This window comes from Pseudoxanthomonas wuyuanensis (genome assembly GCF_900215535.1).
Taxonomy (GTDB): Bacteria; Pseudomonadota; Gammaproteobacteria; order Xanthomonadales; family Xanthomonadaceae; genus Pseudoxanthomonas_A; species Pseudoxanthomonas_A wuyuanensis.
The window spans coordinates 821,963-834,726 of sequence record NZ_OCND01000001.1; the positions used below are offsets into that span (position 1 = coordinate 821,963).

At 67.7% G+C, this 12,764-nt stretch carries 11 protein-coding genes and 1 pseudogene; 1 reads left to right on the forward strand and 11 read right to left on the reverse strand.

The annotated features are described in order from the left end of the window. Nucleotides 1-75: 75 nt before the first annotated feature. Entirely contained in the window at nt 76-342 is a 267-nt protein-coding gene (locus tag CRO39_RS20400; RefSeq protein WP_176520146.1) for a hypothetical protein, read from the forward strand. A gap of 35 nt (nt 343-377) precedes the next feature. Here CRO39_RS20400 and CRO39_RS03510 read toward each other — a convergent pair. The 11 genes and pseudogenes from CRO39_RS03510 to CRO39_RS03560 form a co-directional block, all read right to left on the reverse strand. After that, nucleotides 378-839: pseudogene (locus tag CRO39_RS03510) on the reverse strand (transposase family protein); the annotation flags it as partial. A 55-nt stretch (nt 840-894) separates the two neighbouring features. Continuing rightward, a complete protein-coding gene (locus CRO39_RS03515) occupies nt 895-2,490 on the reverse strand; it encodes a hypothetical protein (protein ID WP_141400700.1) in 1,596 nt (531 codons plus the stop codon). Between the two features lie 9 nt (nt 2,491-2,499). After that, the gene (locus CRO39_RS03520; RefSeq protein WP_141400701.1) at nt 2,500-3,435 is read right to left on the reverse strand and encodes a hypothetical protein; all 936 of its coding nucleotides are present in this window, start codon (nt 3,433-3,435) and stop codon (nt 2,500-2,502) included. An 8-nt stretch (nt 3,436-3,443) separates the two neighbouring features. Then, nucleotides 3,444-4,715: a hypothetical protein gene (locus CRO39_RS03525; protein ID WP_097120460.1), complete on the reverse strand. Its 1,272-nt coding sequence runs from the start codon at nt 4,713-4,715 to the stop codon at nt 3,444-3,446. Between the two features lie 20 nt (nt 4,716-4,735). Beyond that, nucleotides 4,736-6,061, reverse strand: coding sequence for a hypothetical protein (locus CRO39_RS03530; RefSeq protein WP_202926254.1), 1,326 nt, complete (start codon nt 6,059-6,061; stop codon nt 4,736-4,738). Between the two features lie 97 nt (nt 6,062-6,158). After that, on the reverse strand, nt 6,159-7,220 hold the full coding sequence (locus CRO39_RS03535) for a hypothetical protein (RefSeq protein WP_097120461.1): 1,062 nt from the start codon (nt 7,218-7,220) through the stop codon (nt 6,159-6,161). 33 nt (nt 7,221-7,253) lie between these two features. Further along, nucleotides 7,254-9,014, reverse strand: coding sequence for a hypothetical protein (locus CRO39_RS03540; protein WP_097120462.1), 1,761 nt, complete (start codon nt 9,012-9,014; stop codon nt 7,254-7,256). Between the two features lie 263 nt (nt 9,015-9,277). Then, entirely contained in the window at nt 9,278-10,723 is a 1,446-nt protein-coding gene (locus tag CRO39_RS03545) for a S8 family peptidase (protein ID WP_097120463.1), read from the reverse strand. Continuing rightward, on the reverse strand, nt 10,720-11,487 hold the full coding sequence (locus CRO39_RS03550) for a hypothetical protein (RefSeq protein ID WP_097120464.1): 768 nt from the start codon (nt 11,485-11,487) through the stop codon (nt 10,720-10,722). Before CRO39_RS03550 ends, CRO39_RS03545 begins: the two co-directional genes overlap by 4 nt. Beyond that, nucleotides 11,484-11,777: a hypothetical protein gene (locus CRO39_RS03555; protein ID WP_097120465.1), complete on the reverse strand. Its 294-nt coding sequence runs from the start codon at nt 11,775-11,777 to the stop codon at nt 11,484-11,486. The genes CRO39_RS03550 and CRO39_RS03555 overlap by 4 nt, the downstream gene beginning before the upstream one ends. Next, nucleotides 11,777-12,763: a hypothetical protein gene (locus tag CRO39_RS03560; RefSeq protein WP_202926255.1), complete on the reverse strand. Its 987-nt coding sequence runs from the start codon at nt 12,761-12,763 to the stop codon at nt 11,777-11,779. Before CRO39_RS03560 ends, CRO39_RS03555 begins: the two co-directional genes overlap by 1 nt. Nucleotide 12,764: the final 1 nt, after the last annotated feature.

Genomic DNA, 12,764 nt, shown 5'->3' on the forward strand with positions numbered 1-12,764 from the left:
CTTGCAGCCGGTTGATGCCAGCGTGAAGTGCGGGGCTTTTCGCTGGCCCGCGTCGTCTTACCAAAGAGAAATGATATGAGTCTTGTTTCAGTAGCTTGGCCAAACGCCGAGCCGGAAGCCACGATGATGGCCAGCCTCCTGTATGCGCACGGAATTCCATTTTTTGTCCGCGATGCAGAACCAGGTGAAACGCCTCACCCGGCACGGGGCAGCGAACACAGCCGGGTTGTTCTGGTCTCAGAAAAGGACGTCGCTTTTACGATCAGGCTATTGTCTGAACTGGTGCAGTTTGAGGGTGCTACAGAGAACGAAAATCCGGTTAGTCCCGCTTCAAGAGAGTAGTGAATGGCTTGTCGTCGCTTCACCCACGTCCATTACCGTCGGGTCAGTCGCTTGGACTTGCCCCGGTGCAGAATCTTCACATCCTCCACCTCGCGGCCGCGGTAGCCCAGATCCACGATGGCTACCTTCGGCTTGTGGCCCATCAGGATTTCGGCCTGCTCCAACTGCTCAGCCGGTGTATCGCCGTCATTCGGCGTGCCCGGGAAGCTGCGCGCACCGACAATCAAGCCCTTGCGCGCGGTACTCGCCAAGCCGACCTTCACCCCGGACTCATGCGGCTGCCGCGCCTTACCCTTGCCAATGCACTCCACTTCCGTGGCGTGCAGCGCGTACAGCTTGCCTTTGTCTTTCGGCCGCTGGCGGTACAGTCGTTGGGCCTGCTCCAGCCATGATTGCAGCGTGGCGCGAGCGGTCTCATCGACGCCTTCCGGCTTGCGTCCGATGTCGCGAATCACCCGGCTCAGCAACGTGCGCTGACGACGCAGCACCCGGCGCACGAAGACGATCAGCGGAGATGGGTACGCCGTCGGGACGGGAGGCGACGGCCCGAGCCTATGTGCCGGTCGCACCATGGGAAGTCGGCGCAGGAGGCCCGGCAGTGGGACGCGGAGCCGTCGGAGCCGGCGCGGCGGGGGAGGTCGCCGGTACGCCTACAGCCGGCGCGCCTACCGCGGGTGTGATGGGGGCGCCTGTCGCCGGTGAACCCGTCACGGGCGACGCAACGGCAGCGGGGGGCGTGACCGGCGTCGCAGTGGTGGTGCTGCCGGGCGTGACGGATGCCGCAGGCGCGGGTGCGCTGCCTGGCGCGACGGTGGCTGCACCGCCACTCGCCGGCGCGACAGGGCGCGCTGGCGTGGCTGGTGCAGGGGGCGTGGGCGCAGCCGGTGCGGCAGGGGCAGGCATCGAGATCGGCGTCGCGGTGCGCCGTGCCTCTTCCGCGGCGCGTTGTGCGGCCTGGCGCGCGGCGCGGGCGGCCGCAGGGTCTTCCACAACCGCCGCGGCGGGATTCAGCGTGCTGCTGCGGATGCGCTCGGCCTGCGCCTGGTTGGCCATCTGGTTTAGCGGTAGGTAGTCGCTGCGGAAGTTGAGCTCGACAGACGAGTTGAGCTCGAGATCGGTGTTCATCTCTTCGGTGGACTGGGTACGCTGCGTGGACACGTAACCGATGGTGTTCTCGACTTCGGCGCTGGCGCCCCAGGGCCCCAGGCCAAAGCTTCCGCTGCCTTTGATGCGGTTTTGCATGCTGGTCTGGCTGCCCTGATCCTGGTTGGCGGCGCTGCGGGTGTCGATATGAAAGCGCATCGCCGCGTTGATCTTGCCGCTGTCGATGACGATGCGCTGCATTCCCATCATCACCATGGTCGCGAGCATCTGCTGGCGCTGACGGGCCAGATGCCGGCGCGCCAGCGGCACGAGCTGCTCGGGTGAGCCGGCCTCCAGCGGGTCCTCCGGTGCCATGCCCAGCGTGGCGCGGATTACCTCAAGCGGCGGCATCGACGCGCCACTGCGCAAGCGCAGACGCGTGTTGGCGACCTCTTCGGGATCGGGCGCCTCGCCGGGCTCGATTTCTGGCGCGTCGTATTCGATGGATTCGGGAAACTGGTCCGCCAGCCACTGGCGCACGCGCATCAGCCCGAACTGCGCGCCTTCGAAGCCCTCAGCCGATGCCGATACGGCATTGAGCAGATTGACGTACTGCTGCATCTGCGTCTGGTTGGAGTCGAGCATGGCGCGGAACACGCCGTTGATCAGATCGGTGACGAAGCGTGGGAACGACACGGCGTTGAGAATGTTGTGGGTGGTCTGCGCCACCCGGTCGGCAGCGGCGGCGAAGTCGGGTTGCGACTGCGCGCGTGCCAGCGGCACAGCGGCGGGCGGCGACTCGATGGCGGTGCGGGCATCTCCTTCCTCGTCGATGAGTTCGGCGGCCAATGCCGACACGCGCACCATTGCGTGGGCCAGCGACTTGCGATCGGCTTCGGCGAGCGTCCGGTAGCCCGAGGTCCGCTCCAGCACCTCGCGCACGGCGCCGCGGATCCACGTCGGCGGTGCGGTTTCACGCGTCGGGCGTTTCGTCGTGCTCGTCAGGCGCTCCCGCGCAGGCAGCGGGGCCTGAGCGCGGGTCGACGTAAGGGGAACCGCGTCCATGGCGCGGTCTCAGGCCGCGATGGGAAGCGGAGGCATTGCGCCCGGCGCGAGTCGCGCTGAAGCCAGCGGTGCCGAATCGAGCCAGCGTTGCGCCGACATGATCAGCTCCATGTCCTCGGCATTGCGTGGGTCGAGCGCAAGACTTGTGCTCTGATAGTTCGCGGCCAGCCAGGCCAGCACCGACTGTCCCGCGCGGCCGCGCTCGGCATGGCGTTGCGCCGCGGTGGCGCTTCCGGCGGTCATGCCATCGCTGCTGGATGCGGTGGCCACCAGCGCCCACAGTGAATGCGTGCCGAACGCGACCTGCAGCATCCGGTCGCGCAGGAAGCCGATGGCCTGGTTGATCGTGTCGATGATGTCGCGTACGGCGATCGAGGCCATGGCGTCCACGCGCTGAGCCAGGAACTCGGCTAGCGCCTGCGCGCTGACGGCGAGGCCGACGTGTTCGCGCAGGTCCGGACGGACGCCCGTGGCATCCGCATTGTCGGCCTGCGCGACGATGGCGCGGCAGAGCGCAGCCATCAGGCGCTCGAAATGCGGCGGTTCCACCACGCGGTTGAAGATCGCCTCGCGCTCGCCGGCCTCCAGCCGGTCGCGACGGCCGCGCCAGAACGCGTTGATCGATTGCGCCACCGGCCCCAGCGGCTGGTTGATGGCGCCGCTGGCGAACAGGCCGGCGACAAGCTCCGCGCAGCGCAGCAGGCCTGCGGCTTCGAGTTCGGCGGCAAAGTACAGCGGCCCTGCGGCACGCAGTTGCGCGGCGTCCATGGCGTTGGGCGCACCGTCGGGCAAATCGATGGCGCCGGGATCGAACACCAGCGCGTGCGCCAACGCGCGCTCGTGGCCGGCGACCTGCGAGGTGGCGAACGCCAGCGCATGCAGCAACCCGGCATGAGCCGGCCGCCACGGCAGGCGTACGTCCGGCGGAGGCGGAGCCAGGCGCATCGTGCGCCTCAGACCGGTGCGGGCGTGGCGCCGGCGGCGCCCCCCGCGCGCGGTGGCGGAATATTGGGGTCGACCGGTGTGGAGTTGCCCTGGATGGCGGCCAGCATCGCCGGCGAGGCGAGCTTCTCCATCGGGAAATAGTCGCTCTTGAAGTTGACGCGTACCTCGCCGGTCAGCTTTGCCTTCATCTCCTGCTTGGATTCGGACTCCTCGCTGACCGAGGACGACACCGTGGTCATGTGCCGCTGCACGTTCTCGTTCTTGGTCGACGCGCCGCTCCACGGCAGGCCAATACTCGCCTTGGTCGTGTTGCGGTTGAAGCTGGAATCGCGTTCCGACATGCCGGCTTGCGCATCGCGCATCATTTCGTCGCTGGCGCGGAAGTCGAACACCACCTTGGCGTTGATCTGCCCATCGGTGACCACGATGCGGTTGATGCCCAGGATCACCATGGAGGACAGCATCTGCTGGCGGCTGCGCGCCATCTGCAGGCGCGCAGCCTGCACGAAGCGCTGCTCCTGCTCCTCATCGGAAATATCCTCTATGGGCTGGGCCAGCCCCAGTTCGGCGTTGATGCGCGCCATCGTGGCTTCCACGTCTTCGACGTCGCCCATGGCCAGCATCTTGCCGCCGCTGTCGGGGTTGTCCTGCACCTTCAGCGCATCGGGGAACTTGTCGGCGACATAGTCGCGCGCATTGTCCAGCGTGATGTTGTCCTGCGCGAACTGGTCCACCGACTGCGACACCGATTTCAGCAGCTCGCCGTAGGCGCGCATCTGCTGGATGGTGGCATCGACGATGGCCTGGAACACGTTCTGGATCAGGCCGCCGACGAACTTGGGGAAGTCCACCGCCTCCATCAGCTTGCGGGCGTTGGTACCCAGCGTGCTGGTGGAGGCATCGACGAAGTCGGCGCCTGCCGACCGGCCAACACCGCCTGTCGCCTTGTTGATGGCCTGCTGGTTGACGCCGGCCAGTGCGCGGGCGGTGGGTGCGGTAGGCGAAGCCGCGGTGGACGCGGCGGTCGCCGATGGTTCCTCGCGCGCCAGCACGCCGCCACCGGCGCCGAGTTCCTGGCGCGCCAGGTCGTCCGGGTTGGCCATGTACGAGGCCACCCGCACCATGTTGCGCGCGATCTCCTGTTGTTCGTGGGCGGGCAATGCGCGGAAGCCCGGCGAAGACTGCAGCATGCGGCGCACCTGCGGGCGGACCACGTCGAGTGTGGCATCGCCCAGCCAACCGGGTTCGCTGCTGGGAACGCGTTGCGCGGCGGCGTACATGGGAAGGCTCCGTTGCGAAGTCAGGCGGTGGGGGCGGGCACGGGCGCGGGTGTCGCGGCCTGGCCGGGCGCCGGGCGCGAGGCGAGCGTCTTGACCATGCCCGGCTGCGCGTTCATCTGGATGGCGGCAATCGATTCGGGATTGGCGAGCTTCTCCAACGGCAGGTAGTCGCTCTTGAACTTCACCTTCATCGTACCGGCAAGCGAGGCCTTGGCGGTGAGCTGCGAGTCGCCCTGGGTCTGCGTCACCGACTGCATCGAGATCAGCGGCTGGCTGACGCTCTTGTAGTCGCCCTTGGTGTAGAAGCTGGCATCGCGGCGCTGCTCGATGACGCGGCCATCAGGCATGCGCGCCATCGTCGTGGTCGGGCCGCTGCGCAGGATCGCGCCATTGGCGACCTGCTCGGTGGTCACGCTGGCGCTGCCGTAGTCGAACGCCTGTGCGGTGTGCTGGAACTGGAAGTTGTCGCGCGCCTGGAAGTCGTACATCACCTTCGCGGTGAGTTCGCCGTCGGTGACCACGATGCGGTTGATGCCCAGCATGACCATCGTCGCCAGCAGTTGCTGCCGCCCGCTGGCGATCTGGGTGCGCGCGGCTGGGACCAGTAGCGCCTCGACGAGTTCGTCGTCGAGCGTTTCGATCGGCTTGTCCAGCGGAAGCGACTGGTTGATGCGGGCGATGGCAGCTGCCTCGTCCACGTCTTCGCGCAGAACTACGCGCGGCTGCGGCGCTGTGGGTATCTCGTTGAAGGAGCCGGATCCGAAGCCGAAGGGGTCGTCGCCGCCGGTCTGCAGCTGGAATATGTCGGGGAAGTTCTGCACCAGGTGATCGCGTCCCTGGTTCTGCGTGGTGTTTTCGTCGCGGAATTCGTTGAGGCTTTTGGAGACGTCCGACACCAGCTTGGCGTAGGCCTCCATCTGTTCGATGGAGGTTTGCACGATGGAATGGAATACGCCGTTGATCAGGCCAGCGCAGAAATCGGGGAAATTGACCTGCTGCAACAGCGCGCCAGCCACGGCCGCTCCTTCGCGCGCGCCCTGGGCATCGAACTTCGGCGTCGCCGGCGGCGCATGCTTGTCGTCGCTCTCGCCCGCCAGGGCGCGTACCTGCGCGCTGGGACGGGCGATGTCGCCGCGCGGGGCCACCAGTTCCTCGCCGATGCGCACCATGCCCTGCGCCAGGCTGCGCTGCGCGTCTGGCGAAAGCCGGCGAAAGGCGGGGCTGGCCTCGAGCAGGTTGCGCACCGCATGGCGTACCGGCGTCCGGGCGTCGGTTGCGGGCGCCGGCGCCGGAGGCGAGTAGCTGCGCGAACCGGGTGGAAACAGCGAGGCGCGGGCGGTGGACATGGCGGGGCTCCGGATGGATCGGTGAGCGATGGAACGTCGCATCGGCGTGCAGCTGCCGGGCGGAAGCGGATACAGAAGCCGCCGCACGGGCTTGGGGCTACCGCAGCGAGCGAGCCTCCTCCATGGCGTCGCGCATCTCGAATTCGATCGGGCGCACGTACAGGCTGATGCGTGCCGGCGACGCCGGATTGACGCGGATGCTCAGCACCGAGAAGTGGCCCTCGTCGCCGGCGTCCATGCCGAAGGCGTCCAGCCAGCGCGCGAGCGCGGCAAGTTGCCGCGGCCGTTCCGACAGCCCCAGCTTGAGCAGATCGAGGAAGCGCGAGGGCAAGTCGGGTATCGCCGCCAGCAGCACTTCCAGCTTGAGCTCGGCGCCTTCCGGGGCCTCGCGCACGCCCACCAGCACGCCGCCGGGAGGCAGTTCGAATCGCCCACCCAGCGCCACGCCGACGATGCGCATCAGGCTGGGCAACTGATGGCCGATGCCGAGCCGGTTCATCAGCGGACCGAGCGCGGATACCGCCATCGGCCCGCGATGCAGGAACGTCACCCGCTGGCTGCCGCTATCGCGCTTGCAGCCGATGCTGGTGAAGATCGGCATCAGGTTCGGCATTTCGGTCATCACCTGGCGCGTCAGGTTGGCCAGGCTGGGCGGGAGCGCGTCGATCTGGGTGGGAAGCAGCTCGTAGTAGACCTTCGCCGCGTACAGCCCGTCCTCGTCGAACGCGCTGCCGAACCAGGCGCCGTAGTTCATCCACGACAGCCCGCCGAAACCGCGCCATTCCTCGCTGCGCGCATCGAACCACTTCAGCGCGTCGCGTCCGAAGATCGGCGAGACCAGACGGCGCATCTCGCTGGTGGCCTCGTCGCGACGCGCCATCGGCGTGGCACCGGGGCCCAGCGGCTCGATGGTGAAGCGCAGCTTGCCGGGCTCGGTTTCGGAAAACGACGGCTCGTACGGCACCGCGCCCGGCGCCAGAGAGTTGTGCGCGTACGAATAGTCGTCGTCGGGCAGGTAGAACGTGCGCTCGATGAGGTTGTCGAGGTAGGGCAGCGGATCGCGCGTGCCGAGCGCGCGTGCGGCCGACTGCAGCGAGCGGGTGACCAGGTGCTTGACCGGCCGCGGGCCGGCCTGCTCGGGAAAGGTGGAGATGTTCATCGCAAGGCTCCGGAGTCGGTCAGGGTCGCTGGGTTACATGCCAGGCAGGCTGAAGCCGGCCTGGTCCAGCACGGCGCGCGCCTCCGGCGGCAGGCCGTTGCCGCTGCCGATGGGTCGGCTTGGAATCGGCGGCGACAGCGCCGACTGCGAGTACTGCTCGACGCTTGCGTCCTGCACGCCTTCGACGGCCAGCCACTGCTCGCAAGCCTGCACCAGGTCCCAATCGTTGGGGTTGAGCATCGGCTGGTCGCTGCCGCTCATCTGCGGGTTGGTCAGGGCGTTGACGCTGATGACTTCGCCGTAGCGTCCGGCCAGGCGGTCGCTGTGATTGGCCAGCCAGCGGATGACGACCGCGCTTGAGCGCGCCTGCGTGCGGTGCTGGTGGGTATTGCGCAGCCCACCCAGGTAGTTGGCGTTGACCTGATCGATCAACTGCCACATGTCGCGCGCGCCGACGCAGCCGCGCAGCTCCGGGTCGGACAGCGCATCGCGGAACTCCAGGATCGTCTGCTGCAGCTCGGCGGCGGCGAAACGCACGATGCCGAAGCTGTGCACCGACAGGTTGGCAGCCAGATCCCGCCCGGCCTTGCGCACCTGCTCCTGAGAGACCGAGACCGGCACGTTGGTGCGCAGCATGCGGTCCACCGACAGCTGCCGGCCGAAATTGGATACCGCGGCGATGAAGCGCAACCACAGTTCCTTGAACTCCGGATTGCCGGGAGTGGCCGGGTCGCCTTCGTTGCGGCCAAGCACCTGGCGGTAGAGGTCCAGGCGCTCGTTCTGGGTCATGCGCTCGGCGGACTTCTTCAGGTAGCTGTAAAGATAGTCGCCCGCCTTGCCGCGACTGATCGGCAGCAGGCCCATGCGGAACAGGTCCACGCACTTCTCGACCACCTGGAACATGTTCATGTCCTCGCAGTGCGCCGCGAACGCGACGGCCTGCGCGCCGAGCAGGTTCTCGCGCACGGCGACCTGATCGCTGGCGTCATCGAACTCGGGTAGCGAAATTTCCGTCGATGAAATCGGCGCGCCTTCGATCACGCCGGCCTGCATGTCGTAGCCGTTCTGGATACGGCTGGTCAGCCACGGATCGTTTGCGGTCACTCCGGTAGCGGCCATGCGCCGTACCGTCGCGGCCACGTTGCGTGCCGAAAGCGCGCATACCCTGTCGCTGCCGCTGGGGCGGAACGGACGGTCGGCACTGGGCGCATCGCGCCGTTCGCCCGGATCGTCGCCTGGCCATTCGCAGCCGACGATGTCGGGGTCGATCAGTCCCGCGTCGATCTGCGATTGAACGGTGACCAGGTATTGCGTCGAAAGCTGCTTGAAAGCGGCATCGAACAGTGCGCGGTTGGCCCGATACTCGCCCTGGGCGGTGCTGATGTGACGCACCAGGCCGCCTTTGTCGCGCGTGCCATCCACGTGGTTGTCCAGTTGCAACAGGCCGGCGATGCCGGCGATCTCGCGCTCGTTCTCGCGCAGCTCGCCGAGCAGCTTGCCCATCATCCGTTGGCTGCCGAGCAGCCCGTACAGATGGATGAAGTCGTTGACGGTGGCCAGTTCCTTCCACGGGCGCTGCGTCACCGTTTCGGCGACGACCTGGTAGAACGGGTCGGCGGTGATGTCGCTGGCGAGCGTCTTCTTGATCGCCTCGTACTCGCGCTGCTGCGTCGGGTTGAGGCCGTCGAGGTTCTTGTTGGCGAGAATGGATTCGTACTTCAGCTTGCGTCCGCGCAATTCCTCACGGGTCTTGTGCTCGCGCTCGCCGAGATCGACCAGCAGGATGCGGTTCATGGCGTTTCTCTCATCGTGGTGTGCAGGGGTGTTGCGGGGAATGCCTCTTGCGGCGGCTACCGCATCGGGCGGGGGTGCGTTTGGGTTTGCCGAAGATTTGTCCGATCGCGCCGCGCCGGTCGCCTTGCCTAGGGGTTTGGTGACGGTCGCGGACGCGGTTGTGCGCGCGGCCGGGCCGTCGCCCCGCGCCTTGAGCCTCGGTGTCTTCCGAGTTGCGGACTTCTTAGGACTTCGCTTCGTCGCCATTGCAGTCTCCTCGGGTCTCAGGCCGCGGCAGGCGCGGGGGATGGTTCAAGCCATGCGCCGCCGTCATCGGCATCGCGCAGATGCAGGTCGATATCGTCATCGAGCGCACGCAATGCGGCGGCCGCATCGAGCACGCCATGGCCACAGCCGGTGATGCCGGCGCGCGAGAACGGGCGTGCGCTGGCGATGAGCAGGCGCTTGCAGTCCTCGCCGGTCAACGGCCAGGCGCGACGTTGCGCACGCGAGGCCATCAACGCGCACACTGCGGCCACGAACGGGGCGGCGAAGCTGGTGCCGGTGGCGCGCTGATAGCCGTCGAGGCCGCAGGTGACGATGTCGCGGCCGGGGGCGCACAACGCCACGTGCGCACCGCGGGTACTGAATGACGCCGGCTTCAGCGATTCGTCCACCGCGCCAACCGCGATCACGCCCTCGTGCGCGGCCGGGTGGAAGCGCTCCTCCAATCCGGAGTTGCCGCTGGCGGCCACCAGGATCACCCCGCGCGCCAACGCGTAGCGGATGACTTCCTCGTGCGGGCGTGGCGCGTCACCGGTCAGCAGCGAGTCGGGCGTGCCGAAGCTCATGTTGATGACCTTGGCGCCGAGGTCGATCAGCCGCTTCATGCCGGCGTCGATGTTGTCCAGCGCGCCGACGCCGAAACGTCTGGCGTCCGGCCCGAGCGCTGCGCCCAGCACGCGCACGGGGGTAAGGCCGCAGAGGCCCGCACCGCCCGATGGCATGCCGGCGCCGCGAGCTACCAGGATTCCCGCGCAACCCGTGCCATGGCCCACGTCGTCGTCCGGGCGTTGGCCACGATGGCGGAAATCGCCCACCAACGTGAGCCCGCCGACCGCATCGGGATCCAGATCGACGCTGTCGAATCCCGCGCGCAGGCGCGCATCGAGTTCGGCATGGCGCAAGGCGACGCCGGTATCGGCGAGCCCTACGACGATGGCGGGGTCGCCAGGCTCCAGGCGCAGCGCCTGCGGAAGGCGGGTGGCTTCCTGTGCCCAGGCCGCGTTGCCGGCATGGCGCGCGTCGCCAGCGATGGCGGGGGCGTCGAATGGCGAGTGGCACAGGTAGTCCGCGCTGACACGTTCGACCATCGGCAGTTCCGCCAACGCGGCCATCAGCGACTGCATCCGGCCGATCTCGCGCACTTCGATCCGTAGCACGCGCGCCACGCCGCTGATCTGCTCGACGTCATCGAAGCGGCGTGCGCCAATGACTTTCCCCCGCTCGGCGCGCCGCACGCGGGCGCTGTGCAGCCGGGCGACGCGGATGGCGCCGCCATGGTGGCGCAGGATGCGGTCGATGATGCCGCCGTCGACGTGGTCGGCCGGCTGGGTGCCGAAGCCATGCACCGCGCGCAGGCCGGGGACGTGTTCCGGCATTTCGCCGAGTTTCAGCGTCAGCAACAGGCGGTGGCGGGCGGTATGTGCGTTGGCGACGTGACTATTCATGGCGCGGCCTCCCAGCGGCCAAGTTGGCCTTCGGCCAGTTGCACGCGGGCGAACTCACCATCGCCGAAGTCCACTTCGGCCTCGCAGCCCAGTTGCATGGCCATCGGAGCCAGCACGATCTCGCCGTCGCTGGCCGAAACTACCGGCACCGCGGTGCCGGCGGCACGCACGAGCGGCAGACGGCCGGTGCGCAGGCCCGGCGCATTGATGTGAACGCGCTCGCCGTGGCCATTGCGATCCACGCGTGTCACCCGCGGCGCGGCGGCACGCATCATCGCCTGCTGCAGACGGTTGACCGGCATGCGCGACAGGCGCGCGATAACATCGGTGCCCGCGGTGGCCTTGAGTTCGTTGAGCTGGGTGATGGTGCGCACGCCGATGCGTTCCAAGCGGCGCTGCTCATCGTCGGAAATGCCGTCGCCAAGGGCCTCCTTGAGATTGAACTTCGGATCCTCGGCCTTGAAGTCGACCGCGTTCTCTTCGACCATCGCCTTGGTGATGGTGGTGAGGGAAAGCTTGACCGTGCTGGCGTCCGATTCGCCCGGACCTGCGGGGCGCAGATACACCTCATCGTCGACCATCTGCACGAACGCGCGCAGGTCGATGGAGATGTCCTTGACCGCAAAGGTCAATGGCATGCGTCCGACGCGGGCCTTGATCGCCATCGACGCCTGCGCCTTGTCGAGTTGCTCGGTGAGCGCCTGGATGAACAGGTCGAACGGCACGCCCGAATCCTGCACCAGCAGTGGCAACTGGGCGCTCATGGGAGATGCTCCGAGGAAGCGGGCGCGCTGGCGGAAAACGCGTCCCGGTCCGGGACATCGCCATCCGCACTCCACCCGATCACCAGCTTCGACGGACTTGCCACCCAGGCATCCACCGCCCGCTGCCGCGGCACGTCCGCAAGCAGCACGCAGCCGCCGTTGCGAAACAAGGGGCGCAGTTCCAGCGGCAAGGTCATGTCGACATTCGACAGACGCACGCCGGCATGCCGCTCGATGGCGTTGAGGCCGTCGTGCAGCTCATTCAGCAGATGGTGGAGTTCGCGCAACATTACGCGGCTCCTTCGGCGGGTGCCGGCGGTGCCGGCAACGGAGCAGGCGCAGCGGCGCGCAGTGCCGGCGCGTGGCGCTGCACCAGCGAGGCCTTGACCGGGTCCACCAGCTTGTCCAGGGGCAAGGTCTCGCTGACGAAATTCAACTTGACTTCGCCAAAGAGATCCGCGCGCACGCTGGATTCGTTCTGCGCGTTGACCGCCAGCGTTGAGACCATGGTCGAGCTCTGGCCGGCGTAGCTTTGCGAGCCGCGCTCGCCCCAGTTGTTGACGGACTTCGGATCGCTGGCGGTGGCGTACTGCACGCCGGCGGCGTCGCGCGCGGCGGCGCGGAACATCACCTTGGCGCTGATGCTGCCGTCGCGCACGGCCACCCGGTTCAGACCCAACAGCACCATCGTCGACAGCAACTGGTGACGCTCGGCGCCGATATTCGCGCGTACCCGAGGCACCACGCGCTGTTCAAGCAGCTCCGGCGTCAGCTCCTCGCCTTCGATGCCGTAGTCGGCCAGCCATGCCGGCTCCAGGCCTTCTGCGCGTGGCGCAACCTGCGGTTCGCTGCGTTCGCCGCCATCGGGCAGCAGCAGGGCCACGTCGCCGGGATAGCGGGTGGCCAGCCAGTCGCGCGCCTGGTTGGCGGTGACGTTCGCCTCGGTGAACTCGTCAACGGTCTTGGCGCAGGCGCTGACCAGTTCCGAATAGCTCTCCATCTGCCGGATCGATGCGTCGACTATCGCGTCGAACGTGCCATGCACCAGTTGGGCGACGAAGCCGGGGAAATCGATCTCGTCGACCATTGCGCCGGCACGGCGCGCGATGGTCTCGGTGGCCTGGGGCTTGGCCGGTGTGGCCGCCGCCGGTGCCGGCTCATCGCCGTTGGCCAGCGCGTACGAGCGTGTGCCACGGGCCTGCGCATTACCTGCCATGCCGGGCGGGAAGATCCCGCCGCGGGCTGGCGTTCCGTTGACGGGAGGGCGCGCGGACATG